Annotated in this window: 22 protein-coding genes; 5 read left to right on the top strand and 17 right to left on the bottom strand. The window is 43.2% G+C overall.

Features of this window, described 5'->3' with window-relative positions; genetic code table 11:
• Window positions 1–437 precede the first annotated feature (437 nt).
• Window positions 438–2,135, top strand: a complete 1,698-nt coding sequence (locus NSQ66_RS03785; protein ID WP_038568767.1) for a PucR family transcriptional regulator — start codon at window positions 438–440, stop codon at window positions 2,133–2,135.
• Between the two features lie 58 nt (window positions 2,136–2,193).
• Here the strand turns inward: NSQ66_RS03785 and NSQ66_RS03780 are convergent, their stop codons facing one another.
• The 13 genes from NSQ66_RS03780 to NSQ66_RS03720 all read right to left on the bottom strand — a co-directional run bounded on the left by NSQ66_RS03780 (window position 2,194) and on the right by NSQ66_RS03720 (window position 17,845).
• The gene (locus tag NSQ66_RS03780) at window positions 2,194–2,850 is read right to left on the bottom strand and encodes a SprT family zinc-dependent metalloprotease (protein WP_038574107.1); all 657 of its coding nucleotides are present in this window, start codon (window positions 2,848–2,850) and stop codon (window positions 2,194–2,196) included.
• Window positions 2,851–2,930: 80 nt separating this feature from the next.
• Window positions 2,931–4,304, bottom strand: a complete 1,374-nt coding sequence (locus NSQ66_RS03775; protein ID WP_076142352.1) for a hypothetical protein — start codon at window positions 4,302–4,304, stop codon at window positions 2,931–2,933.
• Between the two features lie 164 nt (window positions 4,305–4,468).
• Entirely contained in the window at window positions 4,469–6,376 is a 1,908-nt protein-coding gene (locus NSQ66_RS03770; protein WP_036684867.1) for a flagellin, read from the bottom strand.
• Between the two features lie 203 nt (window positions 6,377–6,579).
• On the bottom strand, window positions 6,580–7,233 hold the full coding sequence (bshB2, locus tag NSQ66_RS03765; protein WP_038574105.1) for a bacillithiol biosynthesis deacetylase BshB2: 654 nt from the start codon (window positions 7,231–7,233) through the stop codon (window positions 6,580–6,582).
• Between the two features lie 23 nt (window positions 7,234–7,256).
• Entirely contained in the window at window positions 7,257–7,601 is a 345-nt protein-coding gene (locus NSQ66_RS03760) for a YojF family protein (protein WP_036684865.1), read from the bottom strand.
• Between the two features lie 234 nt (window positions 7,602–7,835).
• Entirely contained in the window at window positions 7,836–9,716 is a 1,881-nt protein-coding gene (locus NSQ66_RS03755) for a PAS domain S-box protein (RefSeq protein WP_076142353.1), read from the bottom strand.
• A 112-nt stretch (window positions 9,717–9,828) separates the two neighbouring features.
• Window positions 9,829–11,526 (bottom strand): hypothetical protein, encoded by a 1,698-nt coding sequence (locus tag NSQ66_RS03750; protein WP_052096774.1) that lies wholly within the window; start codon window positions 11,524–11,526, stop codon window positions 9,829–9,831.
• Between the two features lie 54 nt (window positions 11,527–11,580).
• Window positions 11,581–12,432 (bottom strand): transporter, encoded by an 852-nt coding sequence (locus tag NSQ66_RS03745; RefSeq protein WP_244886420.1) that lies wholly within the window; start codon window positions 12,430–12,432, stop codon window positions 11,581–11,583.
• Between the two features lie 143 nt (window positions 12,433–12,575).
• The gene (locus tag NSQ66_RS03740) at window positions 12,576–14,156 is read right to left on the bottom strand and encodes a hydantoinase/oxoprolinase family protein (protein ID WP_038568758.1); all 1,581 of its coding nucleotides are present in this window, start codon (window positions 14,154–14,156) and stop codon (window positions 12,576–12,578) included.
• Window positions 14,156–15,268: a DUF917 domain-containing protein gene (locus NSQ66_RS03735; RefSeq protein ID WP_038568756.1), complete on the bottom strand. Its 1,113-nt coding sequence runs from the start codon at window positions 15,266–15,268 to the stop codon at window positions 14,156–14,158. The genes NSQ66_RS03740 and NSQ66_RS03735 overlap by 1 nt, the downstream gene beginning before the upstream one ends.
• Window positions 15,269–15,272: 4 nt before the next feature.
• Complete coding sequence (locus NSQ66_RS03730; RefSeq protein WP_076142354.1) at window positions 15,273–16,583, bottom strand: cytosine permease; 1,311 nt, start codon at window positions 16,581–16,583, stop codon at window positions 15,273–15,275.
• A 37-nt stretch (window positions 16,584–16,620) separates the two neighbouring features.
• Window positions 16,621–17,202, bottom strand: a complete 582-nt coding sequence (locus tag NSQ66_RS03725) for a TetR/AcrR family transcriptional regulator (protein ID WP_038568754.1) — start codon at window positions 17,200–17,202, stop codon at window positions 16,621–16,623.
• Window positions 17,203–17,395: 193 nt separating this feature from the next.
• The gene (locus NSQ66_RS03720; RefSeq protein WP_036684862.1) at window positions 17,396–17,845 is read right to left on the bottom strand and encodes a VOC family protein; all 450 of its coding nucleotides are present in this window, start codon (window positions 17,843–17,845) and stop codon (window positions 17,396–17,398) included.
• Window positions 17,846–17,941: 96 nt separating this feature from the next.
• On the opposite strand from NSQ66_RS03720, the gene NSQ66_RS03715 reads away from it, so the two are divergent.
• Entirely contained in the window at window positions 17,942–18,880 is a 939-nt protein-coding gene (locus NSQ66_RS03715) for a YafY family protein (RefSeq protein WP_038568750.1), read from the top strand.
• A gap of 2 nt (window positions 18,881–18,882) precedes the next feature.
• Here the strand turns inward: NSQ66_RS03715 and NSQ66_RS03710 are convergent, their stop codons facing one another.
• Window positions 18,883–19,557, bottom strand: coding sequence for a MarR family transcriptional regulator (locus NSQ66_RS03710; protein ID WP_080742398.1), 675 nt, complete (start codon window positions 19,555–19,557; stop codon window positions 18,883–18,885).
• A 168-nt stretch (window positions 19,558–19,725) separates the two neighbouring features.
• On the opposite strand from NSQ66_RS03710, the gene NSQ66_RS03705 reads away from it, so the two are divergent.
• A complete protein-coding gene (locus tag NSQ66_RS03705) occupies window positions 19,726–20,349 on the top strand; it encodes an NAD(P)H-dependent oxidoreductase (RefSeq protein WP_076214952.1) in 624 nt (207 codons plus the stop codon).
• Window positions 20,350–20,445: 96 nt separating this feature from the next.
• Here the strand turns inward: NSQ66_RS03705 and NSQ66_RS03700 are convergent, their stop codons facing one another.
• Entirely contained in the window at window positions 20,446–21,288 is an 843-nt protein-coding gene (locus tag NSQ66_RS03700; protein ID WP_339279565.1) for an aldo/keto reductase, read from the bottom strand.
• 223 nt (window positions 21,289–21,511) lie between these two features.
• Here NSQ66_RS03700 and NSQ66_RS03695 point away from each other — a divergent pair, with 223 nt between their 5' ends.
• Both NSQ66_RS03695 and NSQ66_RS03690 read left to right on the top strand, forming a co-directional pair.
• Window positions 21,512–22,501, top strand: a complete 990-nt coding sequence (locus NSQ66_RS03695; RefSeq protein WP_339279563.1) for a DUF4003 family protein — start codon at window positions 21,512–21,514, stop codon at window positions 22,499–22,501.
• A gap of 21 nt (window positions 22,502–22,522) precedes the next feature.
• Window positions 22,523–22,969, top strand: a complete 447-nt coding sequence (locus NSQ66_RS03690) for a GNAT family N-acetyltransferase (protein ID WP_339279561.1) — start codon at window positions 22,523–22,525, stop codon at window positions 22,967–22,969.
• A gap of 210 nt (window positions 22,970–23,179) precedes the next feature.
• Here NSQ66_RS03690 and NSQ66_RS03685 read toward each other — a convergent pair whose 3' ends face one another.
• Both NSQ66_RS03685 and NSQ66_RS03680 read right to left on the bottom strand, forming a co-directional pair.
• A complete protein-coding gene (locus tag NSQ66_RS03685) occupies window positions 23,180–23,371 on the bottom strand; it encodes a hypothetical protein (RefSeq protein WP_339279559.1) in 192 nt (63 codons plus the stop codon).
• 691 nt (window positions 23,372–24,062) lie between these two features.
• The gene (locus tag NSQ66_RS03680) at window positions 24,063–26,708 is read right to left on the bottom strand and encodes an ABC transporter permease (protein ID WP_076142575.1); all 2,646 of its coding nucleotides are present in this window, start codon (window positions 26,706–26,708) and stop codon (window positions 24,063–24,065) included.
• Between the last annotated feature and the right edge of the window lie 8 nt (window positions 26,709–26,716).

Below are 26,716 nucleotides of genomic sequence, written 5' to 3'. Positions count from 1 at the left end.
CCGAAAAATCTTGATTCTCGAATCCGATGAAAGAACGCGCTATCACTGGATATCCCAGCTTTTAAATAAGAGGTACACTTGCTCTGAGAATACTCCGTTTGATCGCCCCCTTGAGAAGGAAGTAGATAATGGTTTGGTCACTTATTGTCAGGTTATCCTATATAGAAAGCGTTCTCATAAAAAACCGTAACGGTTGATGATGAATGATAGAAGATGTTACACTCAGTTCATAAAATTCCAAGAATGATGAAGATTGAGCTGCTTTCTGTGTGAAAAAGGATATTTTTGTGAAATATATCACAGTTTAACGGTTAAACGTTACCTGACACCCTTATTGTAGTCCTCCGTACACTGGGGGTCATCATACAAGAACACTAAAAACAACAAGTAATCACTATGCACATTGCACAATGGGTGATGATGAGAGGTGTGAATTGATGCTAACGATAAAAGATATCTTACAAATCAAATCCATCGAAGGCATAAAGATCGTTGCGGGGCATTCTGGCCTAAACAATCAAATCTCCGTAGTTAATATCATCGAGAATCCGGACGTATTTGACTGGCTGACCTCGAACGAGCTGCTTTTATCCACCGGATATATCTTCAAAGACAGCACGGAGCTACAGAACAAATTCATTCATGAGCTGGTGGAGAATAACTGTGCAGGACTCTGCATCAAAATGAAGCGATATTTCGATGCTATCCCGCAGAACATGATCGAGCTTGCTGATAAGCATGGACTTCCGCTACTGGAGCTCCCTTTTGAATACACCTTGTCCAGAGTCATTGCGATCATTAACGAAAAGACCAACGCGGATTACGATGCAGTGAACCGACGTTCGCTCGACCTTCATAATGCGCTGTTCAAAATCGCGCTCGAAGGCGGCGGTATTGAGCAAATATCGGCGGAATTGTCCGACACGATCCATAACCCTGTTCTTATATTAGATAGAGACTGGAACCTACTCTGCTATACAGATCATAAGGACAACCCATCTCCACTTCAGGAATTCCTGCCACTGGTGAAGAACAGGCCTGTTTTTCCAACAGAGTTCACGGTAGCTTTCCCAAAGTATATTACTGAAATCAAAAAATCCATCAAACGCACCTACTATTCTCAGGGACAGCCGTACAAGTGCTGCATTATGCCGGTTTCTGTATCCAGTAATGCTTACGCGTATATCGTCGTTCTGCAAACGGTACGCAAGCTGGTTGAATTTGACTACACCGCGTTAGAGCATGTATCCACGATGCTTGCACTGGACCGGATCAAAGCCAAGGAAATCGAAGAGGTAAAGCATAAAATTAGGCAGGACTTCTTCGACGACTTATTAGCTGGCAATATTACTTCAACAGAAACACTGCATTCCCTATCTGCTATGCATGGGCTTAAAGTTAACTATGCGTATTACTGTACAGTTATCCATGTTGAAGCTACACAGCTGGAAAACTACACGGACATGGTTTATAGAAAATATGAAATGGAGCATATGGTCAAAAAATGTGTCAATTTGATCTATGGCTTGTCCAGTAATGCAGGTGGAGAGCTAATCTGTTACTATCGCAATCAGCAAATCATCATCTTGATCGGCAAAAATGAAAATAAACCGCCAATTTCCGTAAGCGATACGAAAGCCTTTGCTCAAGAGGTGCTGCAGTTGCTGGCTCAGGAAATGACTAAAAATCATTTTCTCATCGGCATTGGCAGTCAGTATAAGACACTTGCTTCGCTCCATCGAAGCTTCTTCGAGGCCCAGGAAGCTATGCGGCTCATGCAGCGGTTTAATAAAGACAGCCGGAGCATTGCTCACTTCGAGGATTATTCTGTCTATCATTTTCTGGATTCCAACATTAAGCCTACGGAAATGGAGACATTCTTTAACAAAGTTCTGGGAGGCATTCATGAACATGACCAGACGATGAACACGAGATTCATGTCTACCTTGGAGTATTATTTTATGTACAATCAGAATGTAACCGAAGCCGCCAAAGCGATGTTTATTCACCGCAACACCTTTATTTACCGGATTGATAAAATCAAAGATTTGCTAAATATAGATCTGAAAAACTCTGATGAGTTATTCGAGATTCAACTGGCACTTAACCTCTATCGATTGCTGCAAAGGGGTTAAAATAACGAAGGGTATTCCCAGCAACCATTACTCTAGTTGCACTGGAATACCCTTTTTTTCATAACGTCATAGCCCGTCCATATCTTGCTAAATATTCTTCCTTCTCCTTATAATCCGGCATTAGGCTTCCAACCCGTCGCCAAAAGGAGCGATCATGGTTCATATGCAGCAAATGACATAACTCATGGATGATCACATAATCGATAACCTCCACGGGAGCCATGGCCAGACGATAGTTAAAGGTTAGCTTTTTATCGGAGCTGCAGCTTCCCCATTTGGTCCTGGACTCTACAATTTCGATACTCTTAGGTTTTACTCTAAGCTGCGTCTGGTACCTAGTGATCCGCTCTCCTATAAGCTTCTTGCAGCTAGAGAAATAGAACTTTTTCAGCTTTAACTGAAGTTGTTCTTCACTTAGCTCCGCTGTCTCTATAAGCTCATGCAGAGAATAATATTTGCCTAGATACAGGAACTTTCCTTCATCTTCGTACGCTCTGATCATCTTTGGCGTTTCACGAGCCGCTTCGAGACTTTGCAGCTTCTCCACAATCATTTTGCCATTACGCTCAACCACACTTTTAATCGTCTCTTCAGATGTTTTCTTAGGTACCTTGAGTGTTATGCGCCCTGACGAATCTATATGAATGGAGATTTTTTTCCCGTTTCCATATTGAACATTAAACTCGATCACCTGATTGTCGTAATCAATCTTCATACCCACCATCGTTTCTATAAGATTATTCGCAATAAAAAAGAAGAACGCACCTAGGCGTTCTCCTATTTTAACACGATTCCTCAATACACCGGATATCCCGCTACAAACATTGCCAAGTAAAGTATACTACCCACAACAGATATAACAGTAAGTGCAACATCCTTCGGCTTTTCATTAGTAAGCGCAACGGCTGCAAAAGCTAGCGGAAAGGCAACAAGCAAATAACGCGGGGCTGACAGCAGCCAGGTAGCTCCCACGACGAAAGCAAAATACACGATAAAATAAGCAGTATAGGATGGCCGTAGTTTTCTTGCTCCCATAAACATGATAATTAGTGCTGAGAATATAGCGATTAAATTGGGCAGCCACATGCCGAGAAAAGAACGGCTATCTCCACTTTTAAAGGTGCCCACCGCATATTCCATCTGATATCTTACGGTATCGAAAAAGAGATAGAACTTCTGTGACCAATGCTCCCTCTGGTAAATACTGAACTGAAAAGCATTTCCCGTAACATAGTAGTTGATGTAAAGATAAGCCAGCAAACCCATCGAAATGATAGCAAGACAACCAATGGCGGTGGTCAGCTTATGTATAAACGCTTTTTTATCTAGTAATTTATAATTCCCTATAAGTTCCCGTGCAAATTCAATCGCAACCGGTACAATCAACAGCACCCCTGGAGAACGCGTATACGCTGCGAGTGCACCGCATAAACATCCGATGAGCCATTCTTTTTTTCTCACAAAATATAAACACAACAGCGATAAGGCCAGAAATAGAGATTCGGTCATAGGGATGAAGAAAAAGAACGCAGCCGGAAATATAAAAATATACTTCACTACTCGCATAGCACTCTTTCGATGCATGTCTAGTGAGGCAAGCTCATAGGCGACCAAGGCAGCAACAAGCGAGCAAATATTAGAAACGATAAATCCAGCGACGAGATAATTCCCTACGAATACCTGAACTACTTTAATTAGATTTGGAAAAAAAGGAAAAAAAACAATATGGTATTTCGGATCTCCCTCCGTCACATACCAATTCTCCGCGATGCCCAAATAATGTGAAGCGTCGATCCCCGATATATGCCAGGTCTCAGCTATCTTGTTAAACAAACCACCGGAATAGCCATTCTGTATGATCAAAAATATATACCCGATAATCATAAGCAAGACCCTACTAGCCACTACCCAGCCGATAATATATAGCCAAGCCTGCTTTCTGTCCCGTGTTTTATTCTCCAAAGTTACTTCAGGCGCTGGATTTGTCATAACAAAATCTGTCAAAACAGGTATAGTACGGAGTCCCAATAATATAAAAAGTACGAAACAGGCCACGGAAGCAAGGGTACCCATCATAGTCCAACTAGTGGTCGAGTTTACCCAGAAAATAGCCGTCACCATCATAATGAACATGAAGATGAAGGAAATGATTTTGTCGTGCTTTTTCATTTGAACCTCCAGAGATAAATTCTTACAATAATCTAGTTAAAAAAGGAAAATATTACGCATAGAAATATAATAGTCTCTGGAAATTTTTTTGTAAATCATTTCTTAGATCATCATAGATTCTAAAAAAGTCTATGCACTGAAATGCATAGACTGTATGTATAGCCCTATTTTAACAACTCTAACACGCCTTGAGGCTGTTGATTAGCTTGAGCCAACATGGCTTGTGATGCTTGAGATAGGACATTGAATTTGGTAAGCTTCATCATTTCCTTTGCCATATCCACATCTCTTATTCGTGATTCAGCTGCTGTTAAGTTTACTTCGTAATTGGTTAGGTTATTATGGATATGTTCTAATGCATTTTGATACGCGCCGTACATTGAACGCTTAGATGAAACGGTATTTATAGCCTTGTCTATTTTCGAAATCGCTAATTCGGCACCTTGTCTAGTTGAAAGATCTATATCCGCAATTCCCAGAGCAGTAGTTCTAGCATCTGTTAATTTAACAGCGAAGTTATCCCCAGAGTTTGCTCCCACCTGAAGGTTTACTGTTTTGTAATCATATGTGGTACCAGGGTTTGATCCGTAAGATACATTGAAATTGGTTATTCCAGTTGTAGTTGAAAAAGTGTAACTTCCGTCATCATTACTAATAATGTTATTTAATCGATCCGTAGAGCCCCCACCATTTAGATTAACATTAGCCAATTCATTTCCCTGTGAATCAAAAATGGAAAGACGATAATTATTATCTACTATTCCTCCAACGATGTAATTCCCATCTTTCATTTCTGTAATGCTAGTAAGTTGACTGGAGTTGGAAGTTTCATTTGAGATATTCTTCTCCCATAATACGTTTCCACTACTGTCTAGTTTATAGATTAATCCACTAGTTTTAGTAGAGTCGTTATAAGAACCAACAATTATGGCCCCTCCATCACTGGTTGCGATGGCGCGGTAACCTTCATCATCCCCAGCAGCACCGACTCGTGTGTCCCATAACGGATTTAAGTTACTATCATATTTCACAACCCAGCTTGACTTATCGGTATAAGAACTGTTTAGTTTGAGACTTGATGAACCAATAGCCAAATAACCGCCGTCAGCAGTTTCAATAATAGAATTAAATTCTTCGCTTCCATAGCCAACAGGATTGGATTGTGAAGAACCCACTATCGAGGTGGATTGTTGCACACCACTGCTATTAAATTTAGCCATAAGGCCATCCCAATTTTGAATACCGGAACCCGTCCCTGCCACAATAAAGGAACCGTCACTAGTCTCAATTACTTCATTCCCCATAATGGAGTAGACGCCAGATACCCCTGTACTCCACTGCTCATTCAAATTCCCATCCCATTTAATTATATTTATCCTTTGATCGGAAATTGCCCCTGCTGAGAAATCATTTCCTAATAAAATATAACCACCATCACTAGATTCCTTAATACTATACACATCCATATTAGGAATTGCTTGTGACCAAACCAGATTACCCATACTATCTAATTTGAAGGGATTATTACCGGGAATTCTTATTCCGACGTAACCTCCATCTGAAGTCTTAGATAAATCTCTGGCAGGTATGTTAGCTGTCCAGTTCGTACTTATATTGCCCTGTACTGGGGTAATATTCGTGTTTACTTCGAGGTCATTATTCAATAAATGAATTCCATTAAATTGAGTGTTATTAGCAATATCATTTATCCCAAGCTTTATCTGCTCAACTTCTTTTTGAATCAATGTTCGATCAAAATTTGTTAAGGTATCATTTGAAGCCTGTATTGCAAGCTCCCGAAGTCTTAGCAGATTAGGATCTTGTATAGTTCCAAGTCCACCCTCAGCAGTCTGAATTAGTGAAATACCATCCTGTGTATTCCTTGCTGCCTGAGATAATCCACGAATCTGTGCTCTCATTTTCTCAGAAATTGCTAATCCTGCAGCATCATCTGCCGCTATATTTATCCGAAGTCCAGAAGATAACCTCTCTTGTGAACTTGTAATAGATTTATTATTTTTATTTAATCTGTTCAAACTATTTAAAGACGTGATGTTGTGACCGATTCGCATTTAATCACCTTTCAATTGTTAGTATCTTCTATATCGGATAGTCCTTAGTAATTTTTTAGGTCAAATTACCCGTGTCTTAAGGCCTCGCCTTAAATTCCCACCGTCCCCCGCTGAAAAGTTGAATATTCACATACTAAAACGGCGATCTATCACCGGTTAAGCACCGACAACAGATCACCGCTAAAATTCTGACTAGATCATTATCATTCAAACGGATAAATCCAGAAATGCTCTGTTCCAAACCGAGCTTGGATCTCTTTATCATTTAAAGGTTTGCTGCCCAACAGCTCAGCAGCTTGGAATTGGGAACGATGCGCCTGAATGGACGCCATCTTGTGCTTGAGGAAATCTCTCACATCATTGATAACCTTTGGCTCCCCAATCTCTACAATATTATTAGCAAAAGCTATACAGTGAACAGGAGGTCTTTCTTCCTTCGGCAATCTTGCAACGGTTCGGATCACTGCAGCTCCAGTAGCATCGTGATCAGGATGAACGCTGTACCCTGGATAGAAAGTGATGATCAGCGAAGGTTTAAGCTCTTTCAAGAGCGCATCAATCTGCCCATCGAGCAAGACTTGATCTTCGAATTCTATCGTCTTGTCGTGAAAACCAAGCATTCTTAAATCCTGTATGCCAATAGCCTCGCAGGATTCCTCCAGCTCCTTCTTACGTATTTCCGGGAGGGTTACCCGATTCGCAAAGGGCGGGATGCCCATATTTCGGCCCATTTCTCCAAGCGTTAGGCATGCGTAGGTAACTTGGGTCCCATTTTGTATATGTTTGGCAAGGGTCCCTGATATACCGAAGGCCTCATCATCCGGATGTGGCAAAATAACAAGAATATGTTTTTCCACAGAACTCTTCATCTCCTCTTCCATTAGAACGGCTCTCGGCTTAATTGTAACGATACGATCAGTTTGCCTTGAGCATCATGTCCAGCCATAATCAATCTGCCTGTCTCACTCTCTTCATAGTGAGTTAGCCCTTCTGAGTAAACCCAGCCCTGCGACATTTTTAAGCCGACCCGATAAGGACCGTTGCCGGAAATCGAACCATGGGAATATCGAATAATAGCATTGGTAATAAAAGTAGCGGCTGGATGCTTCGAACTATCTAAATGGGCAGCGTAGGCTCCCGTTGTCATCTCAAGATGGATATATAGATCCTGATCTTTAAGCAGGTCGATCCTATCTTGTACTTCCGATTGATTGATTAGCTGCAATGTTGCGCCTCCATCTCTGACTGAATATATACATACAAAAAATAAGATCCATACCTTATAGAAGGACGGATCTGTTATATGATAAGCGGGTCCGTATTTCTTTTCAAAGTATAACGTGCAATGCTATGTAATTCAATGGATAGAGCGATCCCCTCCAAGTGTAACAGTTAATGGACTGGCTTTTTACTGTTCACCTGAAGGGGATAATATCACTGAGAGGTTATGCTGTTTATATTAGATCACAAACTGATCTAACATCTTTACGATGACTTCACGCTTTACAGGCTTGCTGATATACTCGTCCATCCCGGCAGCTAGACAATTTTCGCGGTCACCCTTCAAAGCATTAGCCGTGACCGCGATGATGGGCGGACATTTCTCTTGATGCTCATCTCTTAACATCTTCATAGCCTCTATGCCGTTCATAATGGGCATGTGAAGATCCAATAAAATAAGATCAAAGGGTTCTTTCCGTGCTGCTTCAACCGCATCTATGCCGTTTGTTACGGCGATAACGCTGTGACCCATTTTTTCGAGTATTTTGGTCAGTACTAGCGCATTGATAGTGTTGTCTTCAGCAAGTAAAATTCTTGCTTCACGTGCGGTATGAAGCTTGTTAATGTTAGCCTCTTGGCGAGGGATTACCACTGATTTCTTGGGCTTGATTGTGAAGGTAACCGACGTACCGCTCTTGCCGTCACTCTCCGCATAGATCTCACCACCCATCATTTCGACAATTCTGCGGCTGATGGCAAGGCCAAGCCCCGTACCTTCATGTCTCCGCATCATAAAGCTATCCACCTGCTCAAACGGTTCAAAAATATCAGTAAGTCGATCAGGATCAATTCCAATGCCAGTATCGGTTACCGTAAAGGCAAGCAGGGAGGGATCTTCCTTTACAAGCCTAACTTTTACCGATATGCTGCCCGCCGGTGTGAATTTCACAGCATTGCCTAGCAGGTTCAAGAACACCTGCTTCAAGCGTTCCTCGTCACCGTAAATAAATTCCGGAACGTCATGATTTATGATGCTGGTGAGCTCCAGATTTTTTTGTTCAGCTTTTATTGCGATAACAGAAAAGCTGTCCTTGAGGCAAGTTCGCAGATCGAATGTATCCTCTTGCAGCTCGCTACGGCCTGCCTCAATTTTTGAAAGATCAAGGATATCATTGATTATATTGAGCAGGATTCCTCCGCTTTTGCGAATGATTTCTACATATTCACGTTGTTCTTCATTAAGCTCTGTTTCAAGCAGAATATCAGTCATGCCGATCACCCCGTTCATGGGAGTGCGAATTTCATGACTCATCATAGCCAGGAACTCACTTTTAGCTCTATTCGTGGACTCTGCGGCTTCCTTTGCTAGCGACAATTGCCTTTGCTCGGAAATGTCCTTGCATATAAGGTAAAATCCGATATTATGATTGTTCACATAAATGGGTGCAATACTGGTGAGCACTTCAACTACTTCGCTTTCCTTAGTGACAAGCTTATTGATATACTGCTCAACCGTATTATCGTAAAGGGCTCTTTCCAGAATGCGCTGGACATTCTCTTCTCCAATCAGACTCGCAAGCTTCATCCCGATCAACTCGGACTCGATGGCGTAGCCCGTTATCTTTTCAGCCATACTATTAGTGTTAATGATTCGACCGTCAAGGTCAAAGGAAATGACGGCGTCATGGTTGTATTTTTTAAGCGACGTATACCGTTCAACAGACTCCTGAAGGCGTTGCTCGGATTCCTTTTGCTTTGTAATGTTAACGATTTGGCAAATGAAATATGCTGGCTGGTTCGACTCGTCGCTGAATAAGTGGAGAGTAAGCTGTCCCCAAATATAATCTCCATTTTTTGTGATAAACTGCTTTTCCATCTGCACTTCTGTTTCCTCACCCAAGAGTGCTTTTAAATCATGAAGGTTGCCGAAATCTTCGGGGTGAGAAAGGTCTTCTAACCGCATACCCTCAAACTCTTCAGTGGAATAACCAAAAGTCTGTTCAAAGGCTGGGTTTACGGTCAGAATCAAACCATTTGGCGCTAAAAGGGCGATCCCAAAGGAGGCGTGATTAATCACCTGTTGGTTGAACTGTTCCTGGTTTAGATTTACGCGATGCATAGCGACCTCCATGGATGATGTGATTTTTGCGTGAAAAAATAGACCTTCTAATTAGAAGGTCCTATTTATAGCTTATAGTCTAATTTACCCACTTTGTTATTAATTGAATCCGTTAATTTAACGGGATCGAATAGAACACTCGGGACCCCTTATTGTTAGTATACCAAATAATTTTATCACCACTAATAATAGGACTGCACTCTGATAAGGCAAAATGCTTGACCGTTTGGATGTCGCTAGTAGCTTTCCCCGCTCCATCTATAAGAACATATTTCAGATCACCCGGATGATTCTCTTTATCAAACTCCTGCCACAGCACCATCATTTTGTCGTCTGTGATTTTTACTAGTTTAGGGATGGAAGCGATCAGGTTCGTGCCTACATATTTAGCCAAGGTAATGTGATTCACCGAAGTACTGCTCAGGTTGGACTTGGGCAACACACTAAGCATGACATCCCTTTGGTCCGTTTCTAAACCCACCATCTCATAAGATGTATACTCTTTGACTAGGGAATGATCTACCGAATTCATAGCGACTATATAGTTCGCCGGGGACAGCTCAAATCCGCCTATAGAAACACCCGTCGCGTTAGCTCCGATTTTGCCGGGAATATTAAATAAGTCTACTTCGTTATAACTGGCTCCGTCTCCTTTATTCAGAACAATCGAACGGGGATAAGCGTCTCCATGATCGACTAGAACATGCGCTGCACCATCAAACAATACATATTGGTCAAAAGAGTGACTGACATGATTCTTCTGGAATCTTCCCAGATCATTGGTCACGGTCATGGATTTAGTATTTACGATAATGGTAAGCTGGGATTGATGATTTAATTTATCTTCTGTCGTGTATCTTGTACGTGAGGTGTGAAATACAAGCGTATCTCCAGCCTCAGCCATACTACCGGAGCCTGAATCAAACGGGCTAACGGTATAGCTCTCCCCACCCTTTATGGAGACACTGTCTACTCTATTGAAGCTTTTATCATAACGGACAATACGAATGACTTCTTTGCTATCATTCTCTTCGCGGTTCTCTTGGCCAAAAGCAATATAGTTATACTTCTCCCCACAGTAGAAACCACCAAATATCGGAAGCTCAAAAGGGATACTCTTATTTCCAGTTAGTTCAAACTTCTCATTATATGATTCAATCGTAACCTCCTTATTCGCCTCAAGGACACTTACAGTCCCGTCCTTATTATTCACGAGATAGGAAGTGGCCGTACTTTTCCATCTAGGAAAATAAGAAGATTCTGCATTACTCTCAGCTACAGCTGCCGTCTTTACCCGGTAAGCATGATCTGGGATCTTGGAGAATAACGATATGCGATCAGACTGAACGTCAAATTCAATATCGAACGGGATTTTGCCCGCCAAATCTCTCAACTGAAAATAATTGTTATCATCAATATTGTACGCCGTAATAGACTGCAACTGTCCATTTACCAGCACCTTAGAGTTGGAAAGCGTAGCTGCATAATTTTTATTGCGGCTATAATAGTTACTCGTAGTTTTCTTTTCGGGCGTATATGCTTGCCCAGTTATGATCTCAATCGCATTGTTCGCTTTATTCCAAGTGATATCAAACTGGCTGCTCGTTCCCGAGAAATACTCTGCCAAATCGCGTAGTCTGAAATAATTGTTATTCGATATGTTGAACCCATTCAGGTTCCGCTGTTCTCCATCAAAATATGTACTGCTCTCTGTCACCTTAGCCTTCACCGTATTGCCCGCAAAGGTTGTAGTGCCGAGTGCTGGTGTAACCAGTAATAACATCAGCAATATACTAAAAATCCTCTTCATCCGTCTTTCCTCCATTTATATATAAATAACAATACTATAATTTTTATCGGTATTTTATTCGTATTCCTCCACCACATAACTTACAAACGCCAAGCGCTTACTATCCGGAGACCACGAATTCACGTTAATCGTACCTTGTCCTCCAATCAATTGTACTAGTGTGCGATAATCTCCTCCCGTGCTTGCCATCAATCGAATCTCAACATCCTTATTCGCAGGGTGATCGCCAGGATCTACATCTCCTTTGCGGTAACTCAAGTAAGCAATCGTCTGCCCATCTGGCGATACATGCGGGAACCAGTTATTACTCTCATCAAAAGTCATCTGTGTTTGCTCAGTGCCATCGGCATTCATTCGCCATATCTGCATCAGCCCTGTACGCACCGAGTTGAACCATATATTTCCCCCATCTGGTGAATATTCAGGCCCATCATCCAGCCCAGGCGAATCCGTCAGTTGTACCTCTACTCCCCCGTCTACTGGAATGGTATAAATATCATATTGACCATTGCGCTCTGCACAGTAAGCTAACTCAGCACCGTTTGGAGACCAACCATGTAAATAACTTGGAGCATTCGGTGTAACTAGAACCGGTTCGCCACCCTCCATGGGAAGAATATATATACGAGATTTACCATCTTCTTTCGTATGGTGACTAATTGCGATCTTAGTGTTGTCAAAAGACAGAACATGATCGTTATTACATTCCGCAGCAAACCCCGAGTCAATTTGAACAAGCTCACAGGTTGCGATGTCGAACGAATAGAGACAACCTCGACTATTATAAATAAGACGCTTACCATCGCTAGTCCAATTGGGTGCCTCGATTAAATAATCAAATGAGCGGAGGGCAGTACGCTCCCTAGTCTGTACATCTACGATTTCTAATGTGCTAATCACTTTCATTGTCCTCTCTCCCATCGTTAAAATATGTACATAACCCACTTCGACAGCTATTCTAAATCCCCTTTCTTTCTTGGTAATACAATTATAAAGACAAAAAGATCCGCCTCGAAGAGTTCACTCCTCAAGGCAGATCCATAATCATCTTATAAACGTCCAGCCGCTTTTACTTTTACCAGCAAGGCATTACCCGGCAAGTATGCAATCGGAATATCCTCAGACAATACGATCTGAACGGTATCGCGATCTGCACCGGCTAGAACAGCTTGCTCTATTGCATGGCTGCGGGCATCTTCCTTAGCTTCATCATAAGACATTTCGTCCAGGGAATAAATCCGCTCTGTCTCCCCGCTCACCTCACCTAACGCAGCGCCAATCGCATTTGCAGCATCATAGTGATCCGGTCTTACAATCCGTGATACACCTTCAAGCTTGTCTGCCACAAGAATACTTCCGCCACCGACCAAAATGACGTCAACAGGATCTGAGCTTGTCTTCATCCGATCAATCGCTTCCTCGATATCCCGCGTAATGATCTCATCTGCTCTCTTGCAGATCGATTCATCAAGTGCCTCAGTCTGCGCATCTTTCCACTCGTATCGATTAAGCTTCACCGCCACATCGGTTGCTGTGAGCGTATCACCACCAAAGATGAGACCGCGCTTCAATAGCTCGTACCCCACGCTATCCGGACCCACTGTTACCTGATCCTGCGTTTCATCCAAGCGAACGATTGTACCGCCGCCGATCCCGATCGATAAGATATCCGGCATGCGGAAGTTCGTGCGAATCCCGCCAATCTCAACCGCAGCGGAGGATTGACGCGGGAAGCCTTGCATCAGGACGCCGATATCTGTCGTGGTGCCACCGATATCAACAACAAGTGCATCATTCAGACCTGACAAGTGTGCCGCGCCCCGAATGGAATTCGTCGGACCGCAAGCAATCGTCAGAATCGGGTAACGAAGCGCATATTCACTGTACATCAGTGTTCCATCGTTCTGACAGATGTATAGGCTCGCGTCAATTCCATAAGTGTGAAGCGCCTCTTCGAAGCCCTTTACGACTCCAGCAATGACGTTAAGTAATGCGCCGTTCAGCAACGACGCGTTCTCACGCTCGAGCAATCCAATACTTCCAATCTCATGAGACAACGTCACAGGCATATCTGCGCCAAGTACTTGCTTCGCTAGTTCTTCGACACGTTTCTCCTGCGAGGTATTCACTGGGGAGAACACACCACAGATCGCAACCGCTTCGACTTCACCCTTCATTTTCAAAAAGCAGTCTAGAATCTCTTCTTCATCCATTTCAACAATCGTGCGGCCATCATATTCATATCCACCATGAACAACATAAGCATGTGGGCAAACCGTTGCCTTAAGTGTATCGTCCCAATCCGCAAGTGGAGGAACCGCAGTTGTTGCCGGTGCCCCGATTCGAATCAAGCCGACTTTCCCCAAGTGCTTGCGCTCTACAATAGCATTCGTACAGTGCGTAGTTCCGAGCATTGCATAACGAATCTGCGCCGGATTCACACTACTCTCTGCTAACAAACGACGGATGGATTCAGTAATGCCTTCATTCACATCACTTGTGGTATGCACTTTTATCGTATGAATGGTGTTTAGCTTGGAGTCGAGCAAGGCTGCATCTGTATTTGTCCCGCCGACATCAATCCCAATGCGGTATATTTCTTCCATGTTGTCTACATTCGTATGAGACATTACTCTGCTCCCCCTTTCTCTGCTGCCAATTGTTCAATTGGAACATAAGGTGCGTCATAGCCAAAATATTGTGGACCTACCGTCTCGAGGCCCTTTGGTGAACGCCATTTCGGATCACAAGGGAAACCAACCACACTAACCCGAGCACCGTATTTCAAATTCTCAGTCGTGATTGGCATACCGGTATCCTGGTCAAGCACAGAGATCAGATCAGGAGTAATAGCAATTGAATGTCCATCTTCTGTGGCAAGAAGGAACTCATTCTGGAAGAACAAAGTCATCGTACGTCCCTTTTTAGCATCTGTACCTTCGAAGATCGCTTCACCGCGTGTAAATCCGCCTTCTGTACGACGGCGAATGTCTACTGCCTTACCCTGGAACAACGCATATCCATTCAGCTGCTTCAGCAGCATTTCAATTGGATTCTGCTTCAATTCCTTGGACTCAAACAATGTTTTTCCAATTTCATACGCAAGCGTCAAGGTATGTGGAATTGCACTTTGCTTTACCTGCGCTCCAGTTACCGGATAATCACAAATCGAAGCTGATCCGCCCATTTGAATCGTAACCGCACGCGCCATCCGCTCTTCCCAAACACCGTCGATCGCATGCATAAGCACACCATTGCCGCGTTCATCTGCCATCGTAATCGGACTGCAGTCAATACCGTCCAAGTAGAATGTCACCATTTGCGATTCTGGAAAAGCCCGTCCCATGGCATCCGCATCTACGATAGGAATATTGCGTTCCGCAGCCGTAATTACGGGAACCAGAGAGTTACCGCCACCGACCTCAATCGGCATAATGGCGCTCACCTTGCGGCCCAGCTCTTTCTCAATCATATCCAAAGGCTTGATCATTTGCTGAATCGAAGGAATCTTCTCATTCATAACCGTAGGTGCGCCAATCATGGATATAGGAACAACCAATGCATCGTCCTCCAGATCCTCAGGACTTACTAAACGAACAGGACCATATTTGCGAATGGCTTCCATCGCCATCAATTTACCAATATGCGGGTCACCGCCCCCGCCTGTTCCAAGAACGGCTGCACCAACAGCAATGTATTGCACCGCTTGTTCATTTAATTCTGTTAGTTTGTGATTTCTCATGTTGTTATCCCTTCTTTGTCATGATTTTGCCGACAATCCACTGCACGATAAAGGCGAACATAAACGCATCTAATGCCGGTACGCTCGTGATTTGGAACCATCCAAATCCATCTGGCGCTGCGGTTGTCATAAAAGCGAACAACGTAGCTGCAACCCACACCGCTAAGGAGCGAATCACCCAGTTCTTATTGCGATCCAGACCTTCAAAAGTGAATTTCTTTCGATCTACAAGCAAAAATTCGGACGTGTAGATCCCCCCGATTGGAGCGACAAACACCGTAATAATATTTAGGAAAGATAAAAACTTATCATAGATGCCAAATACGGCAAGCAACGTAGCAAAGATACCCGCCACAATAGTAATTAGCTTTTTCGGAACCTTTTGGAACACGACAGAGAACCCTAACGAAGCAGAATATAAATTGTTCGTGTTTGTCGTCCATTGGGCAAGGGTTAAGACGATAATGGCTGGAAGCCCAAGTCCTAGCGCAATGAAAATATTCGTCAGATCATCTGTGTCCATAATTCGAGATAGGAAAATAGCTACAATCGTCATGAAGCTGTTACCCACAAAGAAGCCGATAAAGGCCGCGGTTATAGCATGCTTCGGTGTGCGCGCCCAACGAGCGATATCCGGTGAAAGCACCGTACCGACAATAAATATACCAATAACAAGCGAGATCGCTGTCCCCATCGGGATCGCTGCTCCGCTAATCGGTTCCCACACGGCTGAAGCTCCTTTGGTATGGAACGCGGAATAAATAGCCACTCCGATAAACAAAATAAGCAATGGTACGGACCAGGTGCTTAGTCGTTCAATAGATTGATATCCCCAAATAGCTGTCGACATCATCAAAAGCCCACCTATGAATGAAAGCACCCCTAAGGACAGATGAATATCCCATAATTGACTAAAAGCAGTCTGCATATTCGAAGCGAAGAACCCGACCTGCACCCCAAACCAACCGAGTGAGAAAATACCGAGGATAACTGCTACGACACGTGCACCCACATTTCCGAATAGAAACCGAGAGATCATCGATGTCGATAACCCTGTTTTAGCCCCTACATACGCACATAACGCTCCGATCACCCCTAGGATTAACGAACCGATTATTGTTGCTGTGAGTGAATCCGTCAGATTCATTCCATTGCCAAGCTGAGCACCCAAGAACATCGCTGATAGGTCAATCCCGATGGCGATCCAGACGAGCGACATAGATAGCCATTTTTTACGCAAATGCGCTGGAACCGGCTCTCTCTCAAAATCCCCCGAGCTAAGCTCGTTCCCCTTTACTTCACTTACTTCTGCCATTCTCCCCATCCCCTTGTTGTTATCTTCTTCTGTAGCGCTATGAGGACGCACCTTTCCAATACATTTCAAACGCATGGTTTAGCTTACGCTCATAAATTCCCTTAGAAGTGTAATAGAAATACTGCATGCTTAATCCATCCATCAAGTTGAGAAAAGCATCTGCGAGAAGCTGCACGGATTGATCGCGAATTACGCCCTCTTCCATTCCTTTCGAGATGAATTGTTCAATGATCTTCGTCAGCATCGCGTCGGACTCTAGAAATGCTTCCTCAATCGTTTCCTTTAAGAATGCCGGTGGGAAGACCACATACCTCAGTACAATTTTGCTTGCTTCAGGGCTCTTCTGATAGAACTCATACTGTCTAGACAATATGCCTCGTAGACTTTCCTGCGCACTCAATACTTTCTGCTCTTCCGATAGCTCTTGAATATAAGTGTTATAGGACTGCATAGCCTCACGAAAGACCGTCATAAACAAATCCTCTTTATTCTCAAAAAAGGCATAGATCGCCGGAGTCTTCACGCCAACTTCCTTCGCAATTTCAGAGAGAGCCGTACCCTCGTAACCCTTCTCTCCGAATAGTCGCATCGCTACTTCTTTCAACTTGTTTTTGGTCAAGACATTCCACATCCCTTACTTACTTAATTAACGTTAATTAAAAAACACTATACATCTTTATGCATAATAATTCAATGTTTTTCATAAAAAAAATAGCCCTCAATACATACAAAAAAAGCCGACCAACATCAGGATAATCCCTGAATTATGATCAGCTGAACGGTGAGCTGGGTTTACTTTAGAAGCAAAGTTGTTAATGTAATCTTTCATCAAACATAAGTTGAATTTGAATACCAAAGGGATCCTCAATGATACCGTAGGCTTTACTAAACACATTGCTGGATAACGGAGAAATAATTTTCACGCGCTCGTCTGTGATTAAGCTTTTATAAAAACCTTCAATCCCCTCTAAATCAGCACTTTGAATACATAATGAAGTGTTATTGCCCACTGTATATTTCTCATTCGTATTCATTGTATCTTCTGCTATCATTATTTTTGTTTTTCCGATTAACAGGACAGAGTGAGTAATATAATCCTTATTTTCATCCGTAAGCTGTATGGAGCTGTCACGCTCTGCAAGTTGTTGATAGGTGACACGTAACAATTCCTCTGCGTTAAAATGTTTTTTGTAAAATTCTATAGCTTCCTTGGCTCTTCCCTTCATCGATAAGAAAATAGCTACTTCTAGTGTTGTACTCATAGTGTAAATCTCCTTCGTATATTTGATATGTGATCTTAAACTTATTATCATATATAAAGGTATCAAAACATGACACCTTAATAAGGAGCTTTTTATATGAAGAAATCAGAACGATTAAATGACATGATGAGATACTTAAACGGGCGAGAGTTTTTTAATCTAAGTAACCTTATGGAGAAATACAATATTTCAAAAAGCACAGCGCTACGTGATGTTACTTCATTAGAACAATTGGGTATGCCTATTTTCGCGGAACATGGAAGACACGGACGTTATGGTATTCTAAAAAACAGATTGTTATCCCCTATTATTTTCACGATAGATGAAGTCTATGCGCTGTATTTTGCCATGCTGACGTTAGAATCTTATCAATCCACACCCTTTCATCTAAGTGTTAACAAGCTAAACGAAAAGTTCGAGCACTGTCTATCGAGTACACAAATCAACCAGATTCACAAAATGAAAAAGGTCCTGCAATTCGAAATGTATCAGCATAAGCATGTCAGCCGTTTTTTAGATAAAATCCTAGCAAGTATTCTAAATGAGAGTGCCTGTAACATTGAATATACAAAAGAAAACCAAACAAAAAGCTACCCTGTTCAATTCTTTAGGATTTCCGCTAAGTTTGGTCAATGGTATGCCACTGGAATAGAGCTTGCGACGAATACATATAGAGTTTTTAGATGTGATCGAATAACCTTCATTGAAGAAGAGGAAAGCAAGGCTCGTTATTCTATAGAAGAACTTCTTAGTCGTTCATTAGAAATCTATCAGTCTGCGAAAAGTATTGACTTTGAAGTTGAGATTGCGGAACAAGCAAAGGATATTTTTTATAAAGAACATTATCCTTCTATGGAAATAGAGGCTGGTCCGAAAACAGTCATTAAGGGATTCTATAATCCAGGTGAAGAGGATTTCTTGGCTAATTATTTTATCCGATATGGTCATGCTGTTACATCCGTGAAACCTGAAGCCTTAAAACAAATAATCAAAGATAAGTTAGAGCAACTGGTAAATCACTATCAAAAAATATAAAGCTAATCAAAAGGGGTAAAAAACATAGCTTGGAGAACTGCCTTAGCCTTTTTGAGGTTGCGCGTATCCAGTTGGTTAAGCATGTCTACGATTTGACTCATTTCATCGTTTTCCACTGGCTCAAGAGATGCTCCGGTAGTTAATAGTTCTTTTTCAGCAACAGATTCCGAATGAACCCATGACGCTTCCAAAGTATCCTCGAAGGCTTGGATTATAAATAACAATTCATCCGTGTTATATCTCTGTAGAAACCGGTTTATCCCTTTATTCATCTGCTTATGTAGGGCTAAATGCAAATCGAATATTTCTTTCCCTAGAGATGTTGTAAGAAAAAGCACTTCTTTTTTATTATCGGGGAGAAACTCCGTGCGAATAATCTCCTGTTGTACTAATTTTCTAGTGATTTTGGACACGCTGCCTTTTGGAATTCCGAATTGCTTCGAAATGGTAGTACCATTCACCGGCTCAAGCTGTCCAATCGCATCTATTACATGCAGCATCATGACTGTGGAGTCTTGGAGGAAATCAATGATAAGGGGATTACTGCAGTTCTGAATCAACCATTCCTTCTCTTCGTCATCCTCCGATTGAAATCGCTTTTGTAATTGGGGAATCTTCTCTATTAATTTTTTTATCAAAATATCCTTATTAGGTAAGTTCTCGAAAGAATGCGTCACTGTTACGTCTCCTCGTAAATTCATCTTATGCTCATTTTAACAAGATACAGCTCATAAATAAAGTTTCCTAGAAATAATATTGACAACAAGGAAACTTAAAACGTATTATTGTTTCCATAGTTAATATTTAATTTCTAGGAAACAATAAATCATAAAGAAGGTGTTTATATGAATGTCTTAATTATTTTTGATCATCCCTACGGTGCATCAGCGTCCGAGAATATCCCCCATCAGCGAAGCTATTCCGCAGCTTTATTAGCCTCCGTTATGCGAGGTCTCACCACCAAAGGCCATACGATTGATCTTATCGACCTGCATGCCGATGGATTTGATCCGGTCATGTCACGCGAAGAACTCACTGCTTGGCGACAAAAGAAAACCACCGACCGGCTAGTCGCCAATTATCAGCAGCGTCTTATAGCAGCGGATCATATCGTCTTCATTTTCCCTATATGGTGGGAAGCCATGCCCGCTCTTACCAAAGGTTTTCTTGATAAGGTATTCGCAAAAGGCATTGTCTACGAAGAAACTAAACCTGGGCGGCCCTTCAAATGCTTACTCCCAAATATTAAAGGAGTGTCCTTGCTGACCGTAATGAACACACCCGACTTCTTTTATCGCTGGATTTTTGGCAACCCCATCACCAAAATTCTATTTAGAGGCACCTTCCGCAAAATGGGAATACGGAAGAACCTCCGTTGGTATAATTATTCCGGGATGTCAGATCGCAGCTTAGAAGAGCGGGTGAAGCATCTCGATAAAACAGAACAACGGTTTGCACGACTGTACTAAACTAGACTAGATTAAATTACTCAAGCGCTGACTGATTCTGAGGCTAGCCTAATATAAAAAAACACGCCAATAACTGGCGTGTTTTAGTTAAATTTATTAAAATTCTTCATACGATGCGGGATCTTGATCAGCTATGCGACCTGTTGGCGAGGTTAATGCGGAAATAACGGTCATCTCAGCTTCCGATAATTCAAAATCAAAAATATTCAGATTATCACGCTGATGCTCTAGAGAAGAAGCCTTTGGAATGGGAATAGCCCCAAGCTGTATATGCCAACGTAAGATAACTTGCGATATCGATTTATTATGAACCTTGCCTATTTCCGCTATTTCCTCATTTTCCAGTACACTGCTAGCCCGTCCCAATGGACTCCACGATTCAATCACTATCCCATGCTCTTTGTTCCATGCACGTTGCTCTTCCTGATTAAAATGAGGATGCAGCTCAATCTGATTCATACTCGGCGCTACACCAGTTTCTTGTGTCAAACGCTCAATATGCTCCGGCAAAAAGTTACATACACCGATGGAGCGGATCAAACCTTGCTTACGTGCCTCGACCATCGCCTGCCAGGCTTCAACATATAAATTCACTCTAGGGTTAGGCCAGTGGATGAGATAGAAATCATAATAATCCAATCCGGCTCTGAATAAAGACTCCTGTATGGTGGCTAATGCTTCTTTATAAGAGTGATGGCGACCTGGCAGCTTGGAAGTAATGAGCAGTTCTTCCCTAGGCACAGAAGTTTGCCGAACAGCCTGGCCTACAGCACCTTCGTTCTCATAATTAAACGCAGTGTCGATCAGACGATAGCCAACATCAATCGCCTTAGTGATGTTTTGTGCTCCCTCAGTACCATTTAACGCGTAAGTACCAAAACCAATAGCAGGCACCTTCACTCCATCGTTCAATATGATTTCAGGTATTCTCTCAGTCATCGTCGCACTTCTCCTTTGTTGTCATTTAAGCCCCTGCCGATCCATCTTATAATTATTATAACATCTTCATAGTAAACTCAATCATTGGGTTACCTGAACAACCTCTAGCTTATTGGTATGCCGCTTTCGTGGGCATCCGATTTATTTTTTATAGTAAAATGAATCTACAGCACTGGATTTTCGTAATGTTATGAATTAAAAGTAGAGATAAGAGGTGTACCCAATGAAGGAGCAATATCCAGCTAGGCTTGAATTGTTCGCAGACAACGCTCAGAGGATCAAAAAAGCTTTTCCATGGCAAAATGCAATGGTTAATCGGTTAGCGGCACTATTGTATGCTGTAGAGGACAAAGTTGCAGATGACGAAGCCATTCGTGCTAGCTACGAGCTAATTAAGGAGAGTACCGGGATTTTCTCTCAATTTAGAGGGGCTTCGGTGATCAGCATTGCTGCCCTGCTTTCACTTTCTGACGAAAAGGAAACTCTGCTTGCCAACACATTTACCGTGTATGATTTAATGAAGGAAGCCAAATTCAGAGCCTCTGATTATCTCGTCGTTGCTGCCTATCAAATCGCTGCTAATGCAACATCGGATCGATATCAGCGTACGGTAGAACGGGCAAAGCTATTTTACGATAGTATGAAGGCAAAACATCGTTTCCTTACCGGACAGGACGATTATATCTTCTCCGCTATGCTTGGTCTTTCCGATATCGATGTTGAGAGTGGCGTGGACCGCATGGAGCAGCTCTATGTAACACTTAAGCCCGAATTTATGTCAGGCAACAGTGTGCAAGCCCTGACCCAGGTATTGGTTCTTGGGGAAGAAGCCTCTCAAGTAGCGGACCGTGTATTGGCATTAAGAGATGCATTTCGTGCACAGGGTATCCGGCTAGACAAGGAATACACCCTCTCCTCACTAGGCGTGCTATCCCTGCTCCCTTGCAACAAGGAGGACATCGTTACTGATGTCTCGGAGACTTACGAATTTTTGCGTACAAAAAAGGGCTTCGGTAACTGGTCTATTGGCAAGCAGGAATTACTGCTCTTGTCTTCTGCGCTGGTAGCCTTCAGATCTGTGGAGGATGTACAAAACGGCGTATTAACTACGATGCTTTCCACCAACATTACCAATATTATAATTGCTCAGCAGGCTGCTCTTGCCGGGGCAGCGGCTGCGTCAGCTGCGGCTGCAGCTTCTTCTTCGAATTAGATTGAATCGTGAGGGAAAGATATGGACTCAATAAAAATCTTCACAACTAGAAATGAAGAATTATTAAACCGTCTACTGAACATTTGGGAATCATCCGTGCGGCATACTCATCTTTTTCTAACCGAGCAGGATATTGATGCTTTGCGGCCACTGGTCACGCAGGCGCTTGAGGGCATAAGCGATTTGTTTGCTTTTACAGATGATGAGGAACAGTTGATTGGCTTCATAGGGGTTCAGAATAATAAGATTGAAATGCTGTTCGTAGAACCTGCTGTAATGGGAAAAGGCGTTGGAAAAGCACTTGTAGCTTATGTCATGCAGGAACTCGACGTACACCTCGTAGATGTGAATGAGCAAAATCCCCAAGCTTTAGGTTTCTATGAGCATATGGGATTTCAGGTTTTTGAGCGTTCAGCACTCGACGAACAAGGTAATCCTTTTCCTATCCTGCACATGTCGCTTAAGTAGCTTTTTCCTATGCAGGAGACAGTTCGATGCATTTTAGTATCGTAAAAAAACAACAGAGCAGCGATTCTCAAACGAGAGAATCGCTGCTCTGTGTTTTAGTTGTCTGCTTCAATAGAGTTTAGGTTAGCGAAGCTAGGAGCGGCTAGGAGTAGATATGAGGAGCTAGAAGCAGATAAGAGGAGCTAGGCGAAGCGGCTTCGAGTATTCGGTTCACCTATAACTAATATCTGCAACTACTTCTACTTCTACTTCTACTTCTACTTCTACTTCTACTTCTACTTCTACTTCTACTTCTACTTCTACTTCTACTTCTACTTCTGCTTCTACTTCTACTTCTACCTTTACATCTACTTCTGCAACTACTTCTAAATCTACGCATATCCCCTCATGCACATCACCCAATCAAAGCTCTCTGTTGCTTGCGGACTCAGATGACGCTATTTGCTCATTTATCGCCCTTGAAGCACAGTTTCGGACTCCAGTGTCGCTATTCTATAGAAAGAGCATCATTTCTGGCGTTTTTTATGCCAATAGCTGCTATGGAGTCCGATAACATCCCAAATGGCGGATAATCCGGCGTTTAAGGTCATCTAGGTCCGATAGCGTCGGGCAGAGATTCAGATAGCAAACTATATCGTCAGAAATCGTCGGATGGCATCCGATAGCGAACGATAGCGTCGATTCCTAACCATCCCCTGTTCCTTACGGACCCAGATGACGCTATTTGCTCATTTATCGCCTTTGAAGCATAGTTTCGGACTCCAGTGTCGCTATTACATAGAAAGAGCCGCATTTCTGACGTTTTTTATGCCAATAGCTGCTATGGAGTCCGATAACATCCCAAATGGCGGATAATCCGGCGTTTAAGGTCATCTGGGTCCGATAGCGTCGGGCATAGATTCAGATAGCAAACTATATCGTCAGAAATCGTCGGATGGCATCCGATAGCGAACGATAGCGTCGATTCCTAACCATCCCCTGTTCCTTACAGAGCCAGATGACTCTATTTGCTCATTTATAGCCTTTGAGGCATAGTTTCGGACTCCAGTGAAGCTATCCATAGAAAAAGCCGCAACTATGGCGTTTTTAGATGCTATTCCACCGACTTCAAAGCCTCAATCATATGGATTCGTTTGAGCTTAATATGCATGAACGCCATGACAATACCGGAAAACAACAGTGTTAGGAGCGCCGCATAAATATAACTTGGCCACTTGATGATCGGAGCGAACATCGTCGCATCCAGCTCAGCCGTCTTCAGGACGAAGCTATGCAGCACTATGCCGAGACCCGATCCCGCCACAATACCGAGTAGGCTAAGCAGCATATTTTCGCGGTAAATATACATGGTTACTTCCTTATCGTAGAAGCCCAGTACCTTAATGGTTGACAGCTCCCGGATCCGCTCGGACACATTGATATTGGTCAAATTGTAGAGGACGACAAAAGCCAACGCCGCCGCTGAAACAATGAGCACCAAGGTTACAACGTCCATACTCTTCATAGTCTCATCGAAGGCGGAGCCTACACTGCTGGAAAAGCTGATGGCAGCGACGCCCTCATTAGCCGTCAGCTTTTCACCAAATTTATCTTCCCATGTCTTATCATGTGCGGCGTAGTTCAGCAGTTCTGTGTTGAATAGCGGTTTTTCTCCGAACACAGAAGCATAATACGCCGGTGTCATATAAACATAGTGCATTACATAATTCTCTGTAATCGCTGCGACCTCAATTTCGAACGTCTCATTATCTTTGTCCACCACGGTCAATTTATCGCCAGACTCCAGCCCATACAGCTTAGCCAGTTTTTCTGAGATAATAGCCCCATCATCCGTAAGCATCCGCCCTTCTCCACTCTTTCGATCACGCAACTCCACGAAATCGGATAGAGAGTCAACGGAGGTAGGAACGAACAGATGAACCTCTTGATCATTTACACCACTAGCATGTGCGGTCATCCGTTCTTGCGCCACACTCAGCGTCCCAGTTACTGCAGATTCACCAGTGATTAGTTGGTCGTAGGCTTTTAGCACATCGGTAGATACATCTTCATGCAGTGCCACAAGTGCATCATATTTCATAATCGTGCCGAATTGCGACCCGGCGATGCTGCCAATTGAATCCTTGAGACCAAATCCCGTCAGGATCAGCGCTGTACAGCCAGCCACACCGAATACAGTCATGAACATCCGCTGCTTATAGCGGAATAGATTCCGTGCGGTAACCTTTTGGACAAAGCTCAATCGCTTCCATACAAAAGTGATCCGCTCCAGTAAAATACGCTGGCCACTCTTTGGTGCCTTCGGACGCATCAATACGGAAGCATTGCTGCGTAATTCTACCCGTGAAGCAATCCACGCCGTCAACGTAGTACATATTAACGCTACGATAACGGATATGATCGAATACGAAAGATAGAAATTCTTCGTGATATCCGGCAAGTTATAGATTGCACTATACGCATCGTAGATAATACCCGGAAACAGGGTAAAACCAACCGCAAGACCCGCAATTGAAGCCGCCAGACTGGCAAGCGTACCATAGACCAGGAATTTGGCCATGATGTCGCGGTTAGCATAACCAAGTGCTTTCAGGGTCCCGATCTGCAGGCGATGCTCCTCAACCATCCGTGTCATGGTCGTCAAGCTGACCAGCGCAGCAATCAGGAAAAAGAACACAGGAAACGCACTCGCAATCGCCGACAAGCGATCAGCGTTATCTTTATATTCGGCATATCCCGGATTAGCGCTTCGGTCAGTAACGTAGACCTTAAGCTGCTCCAGCTCTGCAAGCTTTTGCTCCCCTGCCGCCAATTCCTCCTTGGCAGAAGCAAGTCCGGCAGCAATTGCCTTCATGCTTGCAGCCTGTTCCTGCTGCACTTCCTCCGGCTGGCGCTGCAAATCCGCAAGCTGCTGCTCGGCGGCGGCCACCTTTGCGCGGCCACCAGAAAGCTCTTTCTCGCCTTCCGCCCGCAGCTCAGCAAGCCGTGCTTCCGGCACGCCGGACATCGCCTGCTCTACAGCATGGGTATGCTGTTCGATCAGATCTTCATACTCCGGCGAATAAGCCTTCACCCCAGTTGTATCCTTAAATGACAGATAGGCTTCCGTATACACCGGAAGCTTGAAATCTGACTCCGGGATCGCGGCGAACGCATCCGCCGTACCTTTGCCGATCCCACTGGTGCCACGGGTACTTTGCTCAATAAACTGTGGACTTCTAACAAAGCCAACTACGGTATACTCCAGTGTCTCGAAGCTGTTCGACAGCTCCGCATCCGTACCGTTTCCACTGAAAGATACCTTGTCACCCAACGCATATTCTTCCGCTAGCTTATCGTCCAGCACGATTTCACCGGAATGCTCCGGTAGATGGCCTTCAATTATACGGTATTGATTAAGTGGTTTATCCGTGTTGTAAGAATTGACTTTAAGTATTAAGGCATTATCACCCATGAATACATCTGCGCTATAGCTCGGCTGAATCTCATCGATCCCCTGTACATTTCTGAGTAACCCGATGTTGTCTTCAGTCAGGCCGTAGTTAGTCTGCACCTTCAGATCCATCAAGCGCTGCTCTTTGTAAAAGGTTCCAGCTGTATTCAGCATATCTGGCCCTGTAGCCTTGATTCCGGCAAAAAAGCTGACGCCTAACATAATAATTGCAAAAATCGAAATAAACCGGGCTTTGGTATGCCCAATTTCACGAAAAATATCTTTCCACAATGCTCGCTTTTTCATAGATGCCT

It is taken from the genome of Paenibacillus sp. FSL H3-0329 (assembly GCF_037963285.1).
GTDB classification, from domain to species: Bacteria; Bacillota; Bacilli; order Paenibacillales; family Paenibacillaceae; genus Paenibacillus_AQ; species Paenibacillus_AQ odorifer.
This window is presented reverse-complemented; position numbering and strand designations above follow the sequence as displayed.